15 protein-coding genes are annotated in these 17,758 nt (G+C 50.7%); 12 read left to right on the top strand and 3 right to left on the bottom strand.

Annotated elements, in window-relative coordinates; translation table 11 throughout:
- Positions 1 to 10: 10 nt before the first annotated feature.
- From nifE to AC6EJC_RS05565, 8 genes are all read left to right on the top strand, one after another.
- On the top strand, positions 11 to 1,372 hold the full coding sequence (gene nifE, locus AC6EJC_RS05600) for a nitrogenase iron-molybdenum cofactor biosynthesis protein NifE (RefSeq protein ID WP_444953110.1): 1,362 nt from the start codon (positions 11 to 13) through the stop codon (positions 1,370 to 1,372).
- Positions 1,362 to 2,669 carry a nitrogenase iron-molybdenum cofactor biosynthesis protein NifN gene (gene nifN, locus AC6EJC_RS05595; protein WP_444953109.1) on the top strand — a complete coding sequence of 436 codons (1,308 nt, stop codon included), beginning with the start codon at positions 1,362 to 1,364 and terminating at the stop codon, positions 2,667 to 2,669. Before nifE ends, nifN begins: the two co-directional genes overlap by 11 nt.
- Complete coding sequence (locus tag AC6EJC_RS05590; protein WP_444953108.1) at positions 2,666 to 3,055, top strand: NifB/NifX family molybdenum-iron cluster-binding protein; 390 nt, start codon at positions 2,666 to 2,668, stop codon at positions 3,053 to 3,055. The genes nifN and AC6EJC_RS05590 overlap by 4 nt, the downstream gene beginning before the upstream one ends.
- Before the next feature lie 92 nt (positions 3,056 to 3,147).
- On the top strand, positions 3,148 to 3,912 hold the full coding sequence (locus AC6EJC_RS05585) for a HesA/MoeB/ThiF family protein (RefSeq protein ID WP_444953107.1): 765 nt from the start codon (positions 3,148 to 3,150) through the stop codon (positions 3,910 to 3,912).
- Positions 3,890 to 5,026: a hydroxymethylglutaryl-CoA lyase-like TIM-barrel protein gene (locus tag AC6EJC_RS05580; protein ID WP_444953106.1), complete on the top strand. Its 1,137-nt coding sequence runs from the start codon at positions 3,890 to 3,892 to the stop codon at positions 5,024 to 5,026. Before AC6EJC_RS05585 ends, AC6EJC_RS05580 begins: the two co-directional genes overlap by 23 nt.
- A gap of 282 nt (positions 5,027 to 5,308) precedes the next feature.
- The gene (locus tag AC6EJC_RS05575; protein ID WP_444953178.1) at positions 5,309 to 7,045 is read left to right on the top strand and encodes an ABC transporter ATP-binding protein; all 1,737 of its coding nucleotides are present in this window, start codon (positions 5,309 to 5,311) and stop codon (positions 7,043 to 7,045) included.
- Positions 7,026 to 8,864, top strand: a complete 1,839-nt coding sequence (locus AC6EJC_RS05570; RefSeq protein ID WP_444953105.1) for an ABC transporter ATP-binding protein — start codon at positions 7,026 to 7,028, stop codon at positions 8,862 to 8,864. The genes AC6EJC_RS05575 and AC6EJC_RS05570 overlap by 20 nt, the downstream gene beginning before the upstream one ends.
- A 268-nt stretch (positions 8,865 to 9,132) precedes the next feature.
- Entirely contained in the window at positions 9,133 to 9,789 is a 657-nt protein-coding gene (locus tag AC6EJC_RS05565; protein ID WP_444953104.1) for a DJ-1/PfpI family protein, read from the top strand.
- Between the two features lie 47 nt (positions 9,790 to 9,836).
- Here the strand turns inward: AC6EJC_RS05565 and AC6EJC_RS05560 are convergent, their stop codons facing one another.
- The 3 genes from AC6EJC_RS05560 to AC6EJC_RS05550 all read right to left on the bottom strand — a co-directional run bounded on the left by AC6EJC_RS05560 (position 9,837) and on the right by AC6EJC_RS05550 (position 12,553).
- Positions 9,837 to 9,998 (bottom strand): hypothetical protein, encoded by a 162-nt coding sequence (locus AC6EJC_RS05560; RefSeq protein WP_444953103.1) that lies wholly within the window; start codon positions 9,996 to 9,998, stop codon positions 9,837 to 9,839.
- A 104-nt stretch (positions 9,999 to 10,102) separates the two neighbouring features.
- Complete coding sequence (locus AC6EJC_RS05555; protein WP_444953102.1) at positions 10,103 to 11,404, bottom strand: dicarboxylate/amino acid:cation symporter; 1,302 nt, start codon at positions 11,402 to 11,404, stop codon at positions 10,103 to 10,105.
- Positions 11,405 to 11,518: 114 nt separating this feature from the next.
- Positions 11,519 to 12,553, bottom strand: coding sequence for a DctP family TRAP transporter solute-binding subunit (locus AC6EJC_RS05550; protein ID WP_444953101.1), 1,035 nt, complete (start codon positions 12,551 to 12,553; stop codon positions 11,519 to 11,521).
- Positions 12,554 to 12,640: 87 nt separating this feature from the next.
- On the opposite strand from AC6EJC_RS05550, the gene AC6EJC_RS05545 reads away from it, so the two are divergent.
- From AC6EJC_RS05545 to AC6EJC_RS05530, 4 genes are all read left to right on the top strand, one after another.
- Positions 12,641 to 14,239 (top strand): ATP-binding protein, encoded by a 1,599-nt coding sequence (locus AC6EJC_RS05545; protein ID WP_444953100.1) that lies wholly within the window; start codon positions 12,641 to 12,643, stop codon positions 14,237 to 14,239.
- Complete coding sequence (locus AC6EJC_RS05540) at positions 14,232 to 14,987, top strand: response regulator (RefSeq protein ID WP_444953099.1); 756 nt, start codon at positions 14,232 to 14,234, stop codon at positions 14,985 to 14,987. The genes AC6EJC_RS05545 and AC6EJC_RS05540 overlap by 8 nt, the downstream gene beginning before the upstream one ends.
- A 237-nt stretch (positions 14,988 to 15,224) precedes the next feature.
- Positions 15,225 to 16,628, top strand: a complete 1,404-nt coding sequence (locus AC6EJC_RS05535; RefSeq protein ID WP_444953098.1) for an NAD-dependent malic enzyme — start codon at positions 15,225 to 15,227, stop codon at positions 16,626 to 16,628.
- A gap of 109 nt (positions 16,629 to 16,737) precedes the next feature.
- Positions 16,738 to 17,727: a helix-turn-helix transcriptional regulator gene (locus tag AC6EJC_RS05530; protein WP_444953097.1), complete on the top strand. Its 990-nt coding sequence runs from the start codon at positions 16,738 to 16,740 to the stop codon at positions 17,725 to 17,727.
- Positions 17,728 to 17,758 lie beyond the last annotated feature (31 nt).

Below are 17,758 nucleotides of genomic sequence, written 5' to 3'. Positions count from 1 at the left end.
GGTTGTGCGGATGGAGGCGGCTGTGTCTAACGGAAGGCTGGAGGTATCCTGCGGCAACAAAATTCCCAAAAGTACGCCCTGTCCCCGGCCTGTGCCGGGGGAGGCTTCGGGTGGCTGCTCCTTTGACGGGGCCCAGATTACACTGGTCCCCATTGCAGATGCGGCTCATCTGGTGCACGGGCCGATTGCGTGTCTCGGCAATAGCTGGGAGAGCAGAGGCAGCCTGTCCAGCGGCCCGGAGCTGTCGGCGTATGGCTTCACTACTGATCTTGGAGAACAGGACATCATTTTTGGTGGTGAACAGAAGCTGCATGAATCGATTCGCTACATTGTCAGCCGTTTTGCTCCTTCCGCTGTGTTCGTCTATATAACATGCGTCACAGCCCTCACTGGTGAAGATATCGAGGGGGTCTGCAAGGCTGAATCGGAGCGGCTGGGGACGCCGATCGTTCCGGTGAACAGTCCGGGATTTGTGGGCAGCAAGAATCTTGGGACCCGGCTGGCCGGAGATGTTCTGTTCCAGCATATTATCGGCAGCACCGAGCCGGAACAGACAACCTCCCATGATATCAATCTCATCGGGGAATACAATATTGCGGGCGAGATGTGGCATATCGAGCGGCTGATGCAGCAGACGGGAATGCGTATCCTGTCCCGAATTACCGGGGATGGCCGGTTCCGTGAGGTGGGCTGGGCGCATCGTGCCAAGGTCAATATGGTCGTATGCAGTCGGGCTTTGCTAGGTCTGGCGGTCCAAATGGAGCGTAAATACGGCATTCCTTATTTTGAAGGTTCATTTTACGGGGCAAAGGAAACGAGTTATTCCTTGCGGCAGATGGCTTACCTGACCGGAGATCGTGATGTGGAGCGACGGGTGGATAAGCTGGCCGCACGGGAGGAAATGAGGCTCTCGCTGGAGCTGGAGCCTTACCGCAAGCAGCTGAAAGGAAAGCGGGCAGTGCTCTATACCGGAGGGGTGAAGAGCTGGTCTGTCATTTCGGCTTTGCAGGAGCTGGGCATTAAGGTGGTGGGTGTAGGCACAAACAAGAGCACTGCTGAGGATGTATCCCGGATTGCTGCCCGTATCGGGGATGATGCGGAATACATTCCAGAAGGCGGCGCCCGGCAGATTCTCAAAACCGTACGGAGCCGCAAGGCCGACATGGTCATTGCCGGGGGCCGGAACATGTATATGGCGATTAAGGAACAGATTCCTTTTGTGGACATCAATCAGGAGCGGCACAAGGCCTATGCGGGTTATGACGGGCTGTTGTCCCTGGCGAAACAGCTTGTGCATACGCTGCAGCATCCAGTATGGGAGCTGACCGCCAAATTGGCTCCATGGGAGGAGGAGACGGAATTTGCCGATTAAATCCACCACGAAGCCTGTCAGTGTCAATCCGCTCAAGGTAGGACAGCCTTTAGGCGGCGTGCTGGCTCTGCAGGGGATATATCGCTCAATGCCTTTGCTGCACGGCGCTCAGGGCTGTTCGGCCTTTTCCAAGGCACTGCTGACTCGCCATTTTCGCGAGCCGATCGCCGTTCAGACCTCTGCGCTGCAAGAGATGGACGTTATATTTGACGCAGACCGGAATCTGGAGGAGGCGCTGGATCATATTTGGTCCAAGCACCATCCAGATGTCATCGGCGTTATCAGCACGGCCCTCACCGAGGTGGCAGGCGTTGATTTTCAGTCCAGGGTAAAGGCATTCAAGCGAGAACGGGCATTGAAGGACAATCTGCTGTTTTCTGTATCGCTGCCTGATTTTCACGGTTCCCTGGAGACGGGCTACAGCAGCACAGTAGAGTCGCTAATGGATGCCATACTCGTGTCAAACGGAGGCAAGACCCCCAAAAAACAGCGCCGGACGCAGGTCAATCTGCTGCCGGCTTCTTATCTGACTGCCGGAGACGTCATGGAAATCAAGGATATTATCTCCTCCTTTGGCCTAGAGGTGATTACGCTCCCCGATATTTCCACTTCCTTGTCCGGTCACCTGCTGACAGGCTTTTCCCCTTTAACAAGAGGGGGAACTCCGCTGGATTCAGCCTGCCAGATGCTGGAGTCTTCCTGCACCATTGCCATTGGCGCAAGCATGGAGCGTCCCGCGCGCAGACTGGCTCATGCCGCAGGCATTCCCTACCACTTGTTCACTGGTCTGTCTGGCTTGGCCGCGAGCGATACGTTTATACATTTTCTGCAGAAGATCAGCTGCGAGCCTGCCCCCGTCCGCTTTCGCTGGCAGCGTGAAAATCTGTTGGACAGCATGCTGGATGCCCATTTCTATTTTTCCGGCGCTTCGGCTGTAGTGGCGCTTGAACCGGATCATATGCTGTCGACCGCAGCCTGGCTGAAGGAGATGGGAGTGGAACTGAAGCGGCTAATTGCACCCTGCAGCACGCCCGCGCTGCAAAAGACAGAACGGGAAGTCTGGATTGGTGATCTGGATGATGCAGAGGAGAGCGCACAGGGCGTGGATTTATGGATCAGTAATTCACATGGAAGAAAGGGAGCGGCACGGGCTGGTGCCTCCTTCGTACCGGCAGGCTTGCCGGTGTATGACGAACTGGGTGCCCACACATCCGTAAGCGTCGGGTACCGTGGGACCATGGAGTGGGTGAACAAGGTGGGCAATGTATTGCTTGCCGAGAGGGGGAAGGGAGGATGAAGGTTGCATTTGCGACGGAAGACGGGGTGCTTGTGAATGCTCATTTTGGGCAGAGTCCCATGTTCACTGTATTCGAAATCCGGCTCTCAGGTGTCCAGTTCCTGGAGCATCGGCGGTTAGCCCCGGGAAGTGATGAGAACGAAGCGGGCAAGATTGCCAGCCGAATTGGCCTGATCGAGGACTGTGCCCTGATCTTCCTGGTACAGATCGGTGCTTCGGCCGCTGCACAGGTGACCAAGCGGACCATTATGCCTGTGAAGGTGGCCTTCGGCAGCACCATTGAGGAGCAGCTCCAGCGTCTCCAGCATATGCTGGCTCGCAATCCGCCCATGTGGCTTGCCAAAATCCTGCACGCTGAGGAGGGCAGCGGCAAAGCCGAATCATGAGCCTTCTGTAAGGAAGGGCAACCATATAGGGTGTCAAGATCCTGCGGACCGAATATCTTAAAGGCGGGGCCGTACATGGAGGGGGTGGACGAATGGTACAGCTGCTGGAAGACAGCAGATACGGACGCCAGTTGAAGCTGCTGGGAGTGGAAGGTCAGAACAGGCTAAAGCAGGCTACTGTTATGGTTGCAGGCATCGGAGGATTGGGAGGGACAGCGGCCATGTACCTGGCCGCTGCCGGAGTGGGAAAGCTGATATTGGCCCATGAGGGCGTAATCCATCTGCCGGATATGAACCGGCAGATGCTGATGGACAGCGGACGAATCGGGGAGGAACGGATGGAGACGGCATTGCAGCATTTGCATCGTATCAATCCGGAGACCGAGCTTGAGGGCCACGCCGACAGAATCACGGAAGAATCCTCTGGACCATGGGTAGAAGCGGCGGATATCGTGATTGATGCACGGTATGATTTTCCGGAAAGATATGCGCTGAACAGACTATGTGTTCGACATGGCAGACCGATGATAGAAGCCGCCATGTACGGCTATGAAGTATCGTTGATGACCATTGTTCCCGGCAGGACGGCATGCCTGGAATGTCTCTACCCGGAAGGAGGACAGCTTTGGGAGCCTCTGGGATTCCCGGTCCTGGGAGCCACCTCCGGCTTGATTGGCTGCATGGCTGCACTGGAAGCGGTCAAATGGATTACAGACGCGGGCAATCTGTTCACTGACCGCATGCACCGTATGAATGTGCTGGATATGAGCAGCTGCAGCATAGCGGTCAAGCGCAACCCGCGTTGTCCGTGCTGCGGAACAGGAGGAGATGCAGATGAGTCGGTTACATGTTTGTGATACGACGCTTCGTGACGGAGAACAGGCTCCGGGCGTTGCCTTTTCGGCCGAAGAGAAAGCTGAAATTGCCATCATGCTGGACCTGGCGGGGGTGGAGCAGGCTGAGATCGGAATTCCGGCAATGGGGAAGGCAGAGTGCAGGTCTATTGCCAGGATTGCCGCTCTTGGACTTCAGATGAAGCTAATGACCTGGAATCGCGCAGTGTTCTCGGATATTGATGCAGCGGAGTCGACGGGTGTCGGCTGGGCCCATATTTCGGTTCCCGTGTCGACGGTGCAGATGAAGGCCAAGCTAGGGATGACTCCTGCGCAGGTGACGGAGCTGATCCGCAAGTCTGTCGATTACGGTCTGTGTAAAGGATTAACTGTCTCCGTAGGTTTTGAGGATGCTTCAAGGGCAGATGACCTGTTCCTGGAGCAGCTGACGAATCAGCTCTACAGGGATGGCGTACGGCGGTTCAGATATGCCGATACGCTGTCCGTTCATCATCCCGATGTTATAGCTGCCCGCATAGGCAGGCTTGTATCGCGCGTGCCGCAGGATGTGGAGCTTGAGATCCACTGCCACAACGATTATGGCCTAGCGCTTGCCAATACCCTGGCAGCTTTGCAGGCGGGAGCTGTATGGGCCAGTACCACGGTGTCGGGCCTTGGGGAAAGGGCAGGCAATACGGCGCTGGAGGAGGTGGTGATGTCTTGGAGGGACTTATATCAAGGAACCTGCAGCGTTCGCCCCGAACTGCTGAGCCCGCTGGCTGTACTGGTGTCCAAAGCCTCCAACCGAATCATTCCCGAAGGCAAGCCTATTGTGGGAGACATGGTATTCGCCCATGAATCCGGCATACATATCAATGGTCTGCTGAAGGAGCGCGCCGCTTATCAGGCCCTTGATCCGACCGAGCTGGGCACTGACCATTCGTTCGTGCTCGGCAAGCATTCGGGCAGAAGTGCAGTTCAATATATGCTGGAGCAGGAGGGAATCAAGGCAGGCTCCGATGAAATCAAATTTCTGCTGGAGCGGCTTCGCGTGGTCGGTGAAGACCCCAAGCGTGTTATCTACAGCGCGGACTTAAAGCGCTGGCTGCAGCATTATCCGGCAGAGCTACCGAAATAACCGAAAAAGCGTTCCCGTCCGGTAAGTGTGACCGTGACTGGAACGCTTTTTTCATGAATCTAAGAACCAAAGTCCCTCAGGGTCGACAAACATTAGCTGTTTTTTGCATATCTTTTATGGCGCAACCGAAGTCTCCAATTTGCTGGTTAAACGAAGTTGTTTGGAGGGGTATAATACAATATAGTGCTGTATAAAGTGCGTATAGATTGGTTTTACAGCAGGTTCGATTCATATAACGATTACACGCTGATCTGGACGGCAATTGGAGGAATGCTTGTGGGGATGATGTTCTCTTTTCTAAAAAAATATCGGATTCCAGCCATCGCAGCACTCGTGATGATGCTGCTGGAATTGACGGTAGAGCTATCGCAGCCATATTTGATCTCCAAAATCATTGATGAGGGCATCCGGCAGCAGGATTTGTCCGTCGTCTGGTTATGGGGCAGTGTACTGGTGGGGAGCGCCGTTATCGCTTTTATGGCGGGCATATCCAGCTCTTTTTTTGCTTCACATGCAAGTCAGGGCTTCGGCTATGATTTGCGTGAAAAGCTGTATCGTAAAGTGCAATCCTTTTCCTATCCAGTATTCAAACGGTTTGCTACCTCGTCGCTCATTACGCGCCTGACGGGGGATGTCACGCAAGTACAAGATACGGTGTTTATGAGCTTGCGGTTTATGACACGGGTTCCGCTTGTAGTCATCGGCAGTATTGTGATGGCACTGGTTGTACATTTCAGGCTTGGGCTGCTACTGGCGGTTATGGCCCCAGTGCTATTCGTGTTTGTGTTGGTGATGATGCGGCGGACGGTCACTTTGTTTAAAGGTGTTCAGCGTCGGTTAGATGATGTTAACGGGGTGATTCAGGAGAATCTGACCGGAATTCGGCTGATTCGGGTGTTTGTGCGGATGCGGCATGAAATCGAACGTTTTGCCCATTACGGAGGCGAATTGATGAAGGGGACGGTGTCCGCTCTACGTTGGACGGAAACGACAATGCCGTTCATTTTGTTTACGATGAATGCAGGGATTATTGCAGTACTTTGGTTCGGACGCGGTCAAATTTCCACTGGGGATGCCAGTGTAGGACAGGTGGTCGCAGTCGTCAATTATTCACTGCGGACGATTGGGGCCTTGTCTGCCTTATCTGGTATCGTTGTTGTATTTTCCCGGGCAACTGCTTCTACGGGGCGGATTCGAGAGGTATTGGAAACACATAATGAAGATGGGCGAGCGCTGGATTCTGTTCCAACACATAACACACGGATTGAGGGACAGGTGGAAATGGACCAGGTGAGCTTTCATTATCCGGGCAGTGATTTGGCTGTACTAAAGGATATATCTTTTAGGGCGCGACCAGGTGAGCGGATAGCTATTATGGGAGCCACTGGCTCGGGAAAATCCTCACTTGTGCAGTTGATTACACGTCTGTATGAAGAAGCTGAAGGTCATGTGCGTTTTGACGGAAAGGACGCTCGTGAACTGGATGCGTCCATACTACGTGAGGCTATTGGCTATGTTCCTCAAGAGGTGCTGCTATTCACCGGCTCGATTCGGGATAATATTGCTTGGGGGCTGGAAAATGCCAGTCTGGAGCAGATCCAGGAAGCCGCACGCATGGCGCAAATCCATAATATGATTGAACGCTTGCCGCAAGGCTATGACACCATGCTCGGACAGCGTGGCGTAAATCTGTCCGGCGGACAGAAACAGCGGCTTTCGATTGCCCGCGCACTGGTGCGCCAGCCGGCGGTTCTGATTCTGGACGACAGCACAAGTGCGCTGGATGTAGGGACGGAATCAGCATTACTGAATGCACTCGATGGCCTGTCCTGCACGACATTTCTCATTACGCAAAAAATCAGCTCGACCGCATCAGCAGATCAAATTTTACTGCTGGATGAGGGGCGCCTGATGGCAAGTGGAAGTCATGAGCATCTCATGGATAGTTCGGATCTGTATCGGCGCATCTATGAATCACAATACGGAAAGGAGGAGTCGCATGTTCAAGGAACTCATTGAACCGTTCCGTCAGCCTACACCGCCGTCCGGTGTGCTGCGAAATCCGACGGGAGCTGAAGGACGCCGCAAGGCCAAAGCGAAGAACTGGTCCAGTACGTTAGGACGGATATGGGCTTATCTGGCCCGTCGCAAGGCCAAACTGATGCTGGTATTGTTCATGGTACTGCTCAGCTCCGGGCTGGCTCTGCTGGGTCCATATCTGGTCGGTGTAGCGGTGGATGATTTTCTCGAAGGTCCGGGCGGACGCACGTGGATTTATTTTCTCATCGGATTAGGAGCTGTATATCTGCTCAACTCGCTGACCTCCTGGCTGCAAAATATCTGGATGATCGAGATTGCCCAAGAGACGGTGTACCGCATGCGTTTCGATCTGTTTTCACATTTGCATCGACTACCGATTCCTTTCTACGGCAAACGTCAGCAGGGAGAGATCATGAGCCGTCTGACCAATGATATCGAAAATGTCAGTTCTACGTTGAACAGCTCCGCCATTCAGATTTTTTCAAGCATATTGACGCTAATCGGTACACTCACGGTGATGCTGTGGTTAAGCCCGCTGATGACCCTGTTGACCTTTATCGTGGTACCGCTAATGGCTGCCGGGATGCGCTGGATTACACGTCGCACCGGGCCTTTATATAAGGAACGCCAGAAGAATGTGGGCGAACTGAACGGATACATCGAAGAAACACTGTCTGGGCAGCAGATTATTAAAGCATTTTCGCAGGAAAAGAGAGTCATCCGTGGTTTTGGCGAGCGTAATGACCGTATTCGGCTATCGGGTTTCTGGGCCCAAACGATTTCAGGCTTTATCCCGAAGCTGATGAACGGACTGAATAATCTCAGCTTTGCTATTGTAGCGGGGATCGGTGGGATTTTGGCCATTCGAGGTTCCATCACTATAGGTACAATTATTGTATTCGTAGAATATGCCCGCCAGTTCACCAGACCGCTGAACGATTTGGCTAACCAGTGGAACACCCTGCTGTCCGCCATTGCCGGAGCTGAGCGTGTATTTGAAATATTGGATGAAGATGAAGAGTCTAAGGACGAACGCGGCGCAGTGGAGGTAGGGCATGTGGAGGGGACGGTGCAGTTTACGGATGTTTCCTTCGGTTATGATGAGGGAAGCGCTACGCTGGAAGGTATCTCTTTTGAAGCCAAACCTGGTGAAATGATTGCGCTGGTTGGTCCGACCGGGGCAGGAAAAACGACACTGATCCAGCTCCTTTCCAGATTTTATAGCCCCGACAAGGGAATGATTACGCTGGACGGGCGCGATATCACCACCATACAGCGTGAAAGCTTGCGCTCCCGCATGGCATTTGTGCTACAGGACTCCTTCCTGTTTCAGGGGACGATTCGTGAAAATATCCGTTTCGGCAGGTTGGACGCCACCGATGAGGAGGTTGAACAAGCATCGAAACTGGCCAACGCCCATTCCTTTATCATGCGGATGAAGGACGGATACGACAAGGTGCTGGAAGCGAACGGCAGCGGCATCAGTCAAGGGCAAAAACAGCTGCTGGCTATTGCCCGTGCTATTTTGGCCAACCCTTCCATCCTTGTACTCGACGAGGCAACCAGCAGCATCGACACTATTACAGAGATAAAAATACAAGAAGGACTGGAGCGGCTCATGCAGGGTCGAACAAGTTTCGTCATCGCGCATCGGTTGAATACCATTCGCCAGGCTGACCGGATTTTGGTCTTAAAGGATGGCCGTCTGGATGAGCAAGGCTCCCATGATGAGTTGCTGGCTCACAGAGGCTTTTACAGTGATTTATATTATGGTCAGTTAAGAAAGCAAAGCTCTTAAGCTGGCTCTCGATAAACAGATTTGCAGGCATGATGGAGCAGCTTTATGATGCTAAAAAGGACTACCCTGGGGGTAGCCCTTTTTAAGTATGCCTTTTTACGGTACGTACTATTAAAGGTTTACATGGACATTTCTCAATCAATATTTGTGTCAAGAGGCGTTTGAAATTAAGATACTGCTTTCACAGCATTGAATATACCCATACCCCGTATATGTATGTTAGTATTGGTGTGCAAGAATAAAATCCCACTTCAAAGGAGAGATCATCATGAAAATCGCAATCATGCTTTTCGATGGAATTACAGCATTAGATGCAATTGGCCCATACGATGTATTTGCTGCTACACTGAAATGTGAAGTGAAGTTTGTCGCTAAGAAAAAAGGGTTAATCAAACTAGACTCAAATATGGGTTATTTGCATGCCGATTACAGTTTTTCTGAAGTTAATTCAGCTGATATTCTTGTTGTTCCAGGTTGCAGTCCGCCAAATTATAAAACTCCAATGAATGACGAAGAAACGTTAAATTGGATTCGCCAAATACATGAAACTACGAAATGGACCACGTCGGTTTGTAACGGCTCTTTGATATTGAGCGCCGCAGGCTTGTTAAATGGAACCGTAGCCACCAGTCATTGGGGTTCCTTAGATCTGCTCCAATCTCTTGGAGCCATTCCAACAGATGAGAGAGTGGTTCGTCAGGGCAAAATGGTTACAGCAGCCGGTGTCTCCTCTGGTATTGATATGGCACTTCAGCTAATAGCATGGGAATTGGGAGAAGATATGAGTAAAGGAGTCCAGTTGATTTTGGAATACGATCCTCAGCCTCCGTTTGACACGGGTTCACCCAAGAAAGCACCTGCTATATTGGTAGAACAAATAAGAGGTATGTTACAAGAGTTTGCGAAACGGGAGCCCAATGTGTAACTCAAGAATAAAAAGATCTCTTTCCGGTATTAGCTTGGCTTAAACGTTCAATATTGTTGGTGTTTGGTAATAGAAATATCTAAGGAAGGAGCGGTAAGTGCTCCTTCTTTTAACACATGTAATTGTTTAGTTACTAACTGATGCTTTAAAAAGATCGTTTGATCAAATGATTCGTAAAAGCGTTTATCAGCACGCTCCCGGTTTGTCATGAACTTCAATCCTGGAAAGCATTTATCCCTCCCTCTGTTAAAATCCTGTCCCGTTGAAACGAAAAAAGAGCCGTAAACCGGCTCTATCATAATGCGTGCATTAGCTATATGGATTTCGTAATCGGGCTGTTTAAGGGGCTGGTTTCAAGCTCAACAGGTGCAGAAGCAATTTCCGCCTGTCTATCGGGATGAAACTCATTTTCCGATTTGGCGACGATGACGGTAGCGACTCCGTTACCAATCAGATTGGTGATGGCGCGTGCTTCTGACATGAAGCGATCCACACCGAGCAGCAGCGCCATTCCCGCCAGCGGGATGGAAGGGAACGCCGCGAGTGTGGCTGCCAGCGTGATAAACCCGGAGCCAGTGACGCCCGCTGCTCCCTTCGAGGTCAGCATGAGGATACCAAGCAGTGTCAACTGCTGCCATATGGTCATATCGACGCCGGATGCCTGAGCTACGAATATGGCGGCCATGGACAAATAGATCGCCGTACCATCCAGGTTAAACGAATAGCCCGTTGGAATGACTAGGCCGACCACTGATTTGGAACAGCCGTATTTCTCCATTTTGTCCATCATACGGGGCAGGGCAGACTCGGAGGATGAAGTACCGAGTACAAGCAAAATTTCTTCTTTGATATAGGCGATAAACTTGAAAATGCTGAAACCATACATGCGAGCAATCAGACCGAGCACAATGATAACAAATAGAGCCATGGTCAGGTAAACGGAGCCCATCAGCTTGCCGAGAGAGGCTAACGACCCGATGCCAAATTTCCCAATCGTATATGACATGGCACCGAATGCGGCGATTGGCGATAATTTCATGACCATATTGACGATGCCAAAGAAGGCGTGCGACAATTTGTCAAACAGGACAATGACGGGTTTGGCTTGCTGTCCCATGGCCGTAAGTGACAGCCCGAAGAGGATGGCAAAGAACAGGATAGGCAGTAACTCTCCGCCTGCCATAGCGCTTACTACATTTTCAGGAATAATGCCGACGATAAAATCAACGAGCCCATGACTTGATTCCGCTGCTTTTTGAGCATATTGAGATACGTCTCCGGTTGCTTTGCTCACATCAATGCCCGCTCCAGGTCTTACCAGATTAACAACGATTAGACCAATAGCCAGCGCAATCGTGGTAACGATTTCAAAATAGAGAAGGGCCTTTCCGCCGATGCGACCGACCTTCTTCATATCTCCCATGCTGGCAATCCCGTGTACAACTGTAAAAAATACAATGGGTGCGATGACCATCTTAATGAGCTTGATAAAGGCGTCTCCGAGTATTTTGAGCTTTTCGCCTGTTGTAGGGAAAAAGTGGCCTAGAAGAATACCAAGAACAATAGCGATAACGACTTGAACCGTCAAGTTTTTAAAATTAATTCTCAGTTTCATAGGGATACGCTCTCGCTTTCTTTTGGTTTATGAAAACGCTTTATTTTTGTATCCCCAGTGTAAAAGCTACGTTCTTGGCAAACAAGAATACGGTCATAACGTTCTTTTTGGTCTTTATGGTCCTTGAATCATATCCATCAGGTCCGACCCGATGATGGGAGTGAACTCCTGATAGAGCACGCGCAGACGTTCCCTCCAGAGCGTATATTCACCCTCGGACAGATGGGTAATTTTAATGTCTCCGGTCTGTTGCAACTGGCTAAGCCGATTAGTATTTTCATCTGTTTCCCGTTTGTTCCAACGCGTCGTTTCCTCAAGTGCCTCCTGCAGCACCAGCTTAGCGTCACTTGGGAGGCTATCCCAATAGGATTTGTTAAATACAACAGCATAACCCAGATAGCTGTGGTTGCTGATGGTCATATAGCGTTGCACTTGGTAAAACCGTTTGGTAAGGATATTGGATATTGTGTTCTCCTGTCCGTCTGCCGTGCCCGTCTCCAGGCTGTGGTATATTTCATTGAAAGGAGTGCTAATGGTCGATGCTCCAAGCGCTTCAAACTGACGTTCCAGCACCTGGCTTGGCTGGATACGGAATTTCAAGCCCGTAAAGTCTGCGGGTTTGCTAATTGGATGGGCGTTGTTAGTGATCTGTCGAAAGCCGTTTGACCAGAAAGCGACGCCTTTCATTCCAAATGGTTCGAGTGTTTGCGTTAAACGCTTGCCCAATTTTCCGTTCAGTGCTTGATCGACTTCAGTCTGATCCTCGAAGGCAAACGGGAGATCCATCACTAGCCAGGCTGGGTCAATTGCATTCAAATTGGAAAACGAAGGAGCTATCATCTGGATTTCTCCTCGTTGAAGTGCAGCAACTTCCGTGGTTTCTGAATAGCGCATTCCATTGGGGAATACTTGAATCTCAATCCGATCATTGGATTTTTCTTTAACCCGCTGTGCAAAATGAGCGGCGGCCAGTCCTTTGGGCGAGTTTTCGGCCACCACATGGCTAAATTTGATCACGATCCGATCTTTAAGACCAGTAAATTCATTATCATAAGGGAGCTCTTCACCAAAATTCTTTTGAAAACCGATTACATAAGCCGTAAGGATACCCAGTACGAGCAAAACACCGAATCCAGCAGCTCTTTTCACAAAGAAACCTCCCACCTGTTGCTATTTTAGACCCATTATTCCACAATGATATTCAAAGGTAAACGGTTTAAAGGGAAGGTGAAGAGGATGAACAGACTTCGTGTGTATTGGAAAATAATGATACTTTCATTTGGAGTCGTTCTTTTTTCTCTTTTGATCGGCGGTCTTTTTCTGTTTGGTAGCGCCACCCGGCTCAAGGAAGAAGAACTCAAACAGCGGCTTACGATTACGGCTCAGACGGTTGCGAACCTGCCGGACGTGGTGGAAAGAATTGACGATCCGAATGCTTCTGCCGTGATTGCGCCTATGGCGGATAAAATTCGGATATTAAACGATGCGGCTTATATCGTCGTGCTCGATATGAACCGCAAACGGTTGTCTCATCCACTTTCAGAGCGAATCGGCGGAACGTTTGAGGCTCGGGATGATGATGCAGCTTTTGCTGAACATACGTATGTCTCCAAAGTGCGCAGCGAAGCGGGCATCGGCTTGCGTTCCTTTGTGCCGATTATGAATGCTTCCTCGGAGCAGGTGGGCGTCGTCGTGGCGGGTGGTCTGCTGCCAAGTGTGACGGAGATTATCCGTCAGGAGAAACAATCTATCGTCATGACTTCGTTGCTGTCGCTGATGTTTGGGGTGATTGGCTCTGCATTGCTGGCCCGTCATATTAAGCTCCAGATGTTCAACCTGGAGCCGCAGGAGATTGCGAGAATGTTTCGTGAGCGAAGCGCCGCCTTTCAGGCGATGCACGAGGGTGTTATTGCCATTGACCGCAACTGTATCATTACGATTTTCAACGAACGAGCCAAACAAATTTTCGATGTGCACCGCGATGTAGCGGGATTGCCGATCCGTGAGGTCATCCCGGATACCCGTTTGCCGGAAGTGCTGGATTCGGGAGTTGCGATTCTGAGCCAGGAACTCAAAATTGGCGGAACCATTATTTGGAGCAACCGAATTCCCATTCGCGAACAGGGAGTTACTTTGGGGGCAATCTCCATATTTCAGGACAAGACCGAGGTGACGAGAATGGCTGAGGAGCTCACAGGTGTCAAAGAGTTTGTTCATGCGCTTCGTGCACAAAATCATGAGCATATGAACAAAATGCATACCGTCGCCGGCTTGCTCCAGCTTGGGCAGCAGAACGAGGCTTTGAGCTATCTGTTTGAGGTGACCGAACAACAGGAGGAGATTACACGCTTCCTTCAACGGCATTTCGATGATGACGGAGTTGCAGGTCTGCTATTGGGTAAAATTAGCCGTGGTAAAGAGCTTGGCATTGATATTAGGATTGATCCTGACAGCAGAATGAATCAGTTTCCCCGGTTGATTGACCGACATGATTTCGTTCTGTTACTCGGGAATTTAATCGAGAATGCCTTTGATGCACTCGCGGATACAGAAGTCGGCTCCAAGGAGATTTATGTCAGCATTCAGCAGGATGACGAATATATGTCCATATTGGTCGAGGATAATGGCTGTGGCATGTCGGAGACAACGAAAAAACGAATGCTCGAACGCGGATTTACGACCAAGGACGGAGAGAGCCGCGGCATGGGGCTGCATTTACTGAGCGGGATTGTCACTAAGGGGAACGGCCGCCTGACATGCGAGTCTTCACTTGGCTTGGGAACTTCGATAGAGATTCTATTTCCGTTGAAGGAGAGAGGGAGCGACGATGAGTAAACCTATTAAATCACTTTTTCGTGTGCTGCTGGTCGAGGATGATCCGATGGTACAAGAGGTGAATCGACTTTTTATCGAACAGGTTGACGGGTTTCAGGTCGTAGGTCTGGCTTCCAATGGGCTTCGGGGGTTGGAGCTGATCGAGGAGCTAAAGCCTGATCTGGTTTTTCTTGATGTGTTCATGCCGTCGCTGGACGGGATTACGACCTTGCAGCGCATCCGTTCCATGGCATTGCCTGTAGATGTAGTTGTCGTGACCGCCGCGAAGGATACGGAGACGATCCGCGAAATGATGCGAAACGGAGCTTTCGATTATATCATGAAGCCGTTCAAGGTAGAGCGTATCCACCATACGCTGGAGCGTTATCGGGAGCAGCAGGCTGGATTATGGGCGGAAGAAGTGGGAACACAGGAAGAGCTGGATCTCATTATACAAAAAGGAGAAGCTGCTAAGGAAGTGGTAGTCCCTACTCCATTATACGAGGAATGGGCGATGTCTTATGATGAGCTGCCAAAGGGCTTGAATGCTGCCACTCTGAAGCAGGTGCTTGCGGTCATGGAGCAGCATAGCGGCAAGCTATCTGCGGAAGAAACCGCGGAGGGGGTAGGTATTGCTCGTGTAACGGCAAGAAGGTACCTGGATTATCTAGAGAAAAGAGGGATCGTGCGTCTTGTCGTAAATTACGGTGGAGTCGGTCGTCCGGTTAATCGGTATGAGCTGCTGCGTGATCAAAATGACCATAAGTAACAATATGGACAAAAGCTTCCCAATGCTTTTATGAAAGCGGTAACATGTAAAAGCCGGGGAGCTACATGATTATGCACAGATGAAAAGGCGAGTGCTGAGGTGCGGCTGGGGGCTACCTGAGTACTTGACATTTGACTGTACACAAATTTTGTGTCTGTTCCCGTCTGGACACGAACAACGCACGTGTCTGCCTTTGGGAAGCACACGTGCTATCAATAGAATAGGAGCGGATGTACCGTGGCCTTTAACAGTCTGATTCTTCGATTGGAGCTTGTTCATTCCAAAGTAAACTTTGGTGATGTCGCATCAACCATCAGCCGTGCTGGGGGAGATATTACTTCCATTGATGTTATTCGTCCCGGACAGGATTCGTCTGTTCGTGACATCACCGTCCACGTCGCTGAAGTAGCAGAGACTTCACTCATCGAATCACTTAAGTCGTTAGCAGGCATTCAACTCATTAACGTTTCTGACCGCACGTTTCTCGCGCACCTGGGGGGCAAAATATCAATCCAACCCAATTTGCCGATCAAAAATCGCGATGACCTGTCGCGGGTATATACGCCGGGAGTAGCCCGGGTCTGTATGTCCATTCATGAAAATCCGAAAAAAGCGTATTCCTTGACCATCAAACGAAATACGGTCGCGGTTGTAACCGATGGTACCGCAGTGCTTGGGCTTGGCGATATCGGCCCGCATGCAGCTGCACCCGTGATGGAAGGCAAAGCGATGCTGTTCAAACAGCTTGCCGGAGTCGACGCATTCCCCATTTGTCTGGATACGAAGGATACGGAGGAAATCATTCGCACGATTAAAGCAATCAGTCCGATTTTCGGAGGAATTAATTTAGAGGATATCAGTTCTCCGCGCTGTTTCGAGGTCGAAACCCGCCTGGCGGAAGAATTGGATATTCCCGTCTTTCACGATGATCAGCACGGAACGGCGGTGGTCGTGATTGCCGGGCTGTTGAATGCGTTGAAGGTGGTTGGAAAGCGAATCGAAAATGTGCGGATCGTTGTAAACGGAATAGGGGCCGCAGGCGTGTCGATATGCAAAATGCTGCTCGCCGCAGGGGTAAGCCGCCTTGTTCCGGTAGATCGGGATGGAGCCATTGTACGAGGCGGATCCTATCCCTATCCCATGTGGCAGTGGCTGGCGGATCAGCCGCAAGTAGAGTCCCAGTCAGGCACCCTAAAGGAGGTCATCCGGGATGCGGATGTGTTCATCGGAGTATCACGCGGTAATTTGCTGAATGCCTCAGATGTAAAGGGTATGGCGGTGGACAGTATTGTTTTTGCTATGGCCAATCCACAACCGGAAATTGCTCCCGAGCAAGCCATTCCGCATGTCCGTGTATTTGCAACGGGGCGTAGCGACTATCCCAACCAAATCAACAATGTGCTTGTGTTTCCGGGTATCTTCAGGGGGGCACTCGATTGCCGAGCGCGTCACATCAACGAACCGATGAAATTAGCCGCCGCCCGCGCCATTGCTTCTGTCGTAAGTGAACGGGAATTAAACGAGCAATACATTATTCCGAGCATATTCAACGAACAGGTCGTTACTGAGGTGAGGAAGTCTGTGATTGAAGCGGCTATTCTCACGGGAACCGCCCGGCGTATTCCAAAGGATTTTAGATAGTCAGGTGGAGCGAAATAGAATAACACGGCCGGGTCTGTTAAACTGTGAAAATAGAACGGTTACAGATACGTTGCCGTGTTAGCCTTATCTATTTTGCGGAGGTGCGGGGATGAACGGAAGTCTGTTTGAGCCACGGCTGCGTGACGGGGATTATACTCCCCGTTTTTTTGCTTACTATTATAAGCAATGGCATGACTATACCATGCCTTACCACGATCATCATTCCACTGAAATTATGTACATGATTTCTGGTCTGTGCCGGGTGGATGTGCAAACGGGAGGGAAGGCGGAAAGCATTACGCTGCGTAAAGGTGAGTTTATTATGCTGGACGCAGGCGTACCACACCGACTGGTGGTGGAGGGAGAACAATCGTGCCGGATGCTAAATGTAGAGTTTGGTTTTACAGAGGGAGTGAGGGTAGGACCGTCAATCCGACAAATGGCAGCGGAGGAGCAGGGGATCACGGCCCTTATGTCGCGTCCATTCCCGTATCTTGTCCTATCGGACCCGGAAGAGGTATATTATGCGCTGAAAAGTCTCGTGCTGGAGCTGGATCAACGAAAAGAGCATCCGGGTGCAATGGCAGAGCTGCTTTTTATGCAAATGCTGGTCCGAATTGCGCGTCTACGGGAAGAGGCAGAGCGCAACAACACGCAGCAAACAGATATGTACGTCAAACGATGCATTGAATTTCTCCATCTGAACTATGACCAGAATATTGTGGTCAAGGACATGGCAGCAGCTGTGAATCTGCACTCAGGGTATTTGCACCGTATATTCAAAAAACATACTGGGCAAACGCTCACCGCGTATTTAACGATGCTGCGAATGGACAAGGCCCGAATGCTGCTTCAGCAAACGGACATTCCCATTCAAGAAATTGCCGATTATGTAGGCGTGGCCAGCAGGCAGTATTTTCATATGTTATTTAAAAAGCACACAGGCAAGACGCCTGTTGAATACCGCTCTGCTGTAGAACGCCATGTGTGGAACTATGCGGAGGAGGAGGGGGATAATATATCCAGACGTAAAAATATTCCGGACGCGGGTAAATTACAAATAAACAATAAGAAGCCTCTGAAGCATTGCCGATTTTAAGTCGGTATGACTTCAGAGGTCATGTGTTTTT

It is taken from the genome of Paenibacillus sp. TY11 (assembly GCF_059772165.1).
This window is presented reverse-complemented; position numbering and strand designations above follow the sequence as displayed.

Bases quoted from the DNA above. Each gene is read 5' to 3' on its own strand.
- nifE (WP_444953110.1), top strand. From the start codon at position 11: ATGGAGGCGGCTGTGTCTAACGGAAGGCTGGAGGTATCCTGCGGCAAC.
- AC6EJC_RS05590 (WP_444953108.1), top strand. From the start codon at position 2,666: ATGAAGGTTGCATTTGCGACGGAAGACGGGGTGCTTGTGAATGCTCAT.
- AC6EJC_RS05585 (WP_444953107.1), top strand. From the start codon at position 3,148: ATGGTACAGCTGCTGGAAGACAGCAGATACGGACGCCAGTTGAAGCTG.
- AC6EJC_RS05580 (WP_444953106.1), top strand. From the start codon at position 3,890: ATGAGTCGGTTACATGTTTGTGATACGACGCTTCGTGACGGAGAACAG.
- AC6EJC_RS05575 (WP_444953178.1), top strand. From the start codon at position 5,309: ATGATGTTCTCTTTTCTAAAAAAATATCGGATTCCAGCCATCGCAGCA.
- AC6EJC_RS05570 (WP_444953105.1), top strand. From the start codon at position 7,026: ATGTTCAAGGAACTCATTGAACCGTTCCGTCAGCCTACACCGCCGTCC.
- AC6EJC_RS05565 (WP_444953104.1), top strand. From the start codon at position 9,133: ATGAAAATCGCAATCATGCTTTTCGATGGAATTACAGCATTAGATGCA.
- AC6EJC_RS05560 (WP_444953103.1), bottom strand. From the start codon at position 9,998: ATGACAAACCGGGAGCGTGCTGATAAACGCTTTTACGAATCATTTGAT.
- AC6EJC_RS05555 (WP_444953102.1), bottom strand. From the start codon at position 11,404: ATGAAACTGAGAATTAATTTTAAAAACTTGACGGTTCAAGTCGTTATC.
- AC6EJC_RS05545 (WP_444953100.1), top strand. From the start codon at position 12,641: ATGAACAGACTTCGTGTGTATTGGAAAATAATGATACTTTCATTTGGA.
- AC6EJC_RS05540 (WP_444953099.1), top strand. From the start codon at position 14,232: ATGAGTAAACCTATTAAATCACTTTTTCGTGTGCTGCTGGTCGAGGAT.
- AC6EJC_RS05530 (WP_444953097.1), top strand. From the start codon at position 16,738: ATGAACGGAAGTCTGTTTGAGCCACGGCTGCGTGACGGGGATTATACT.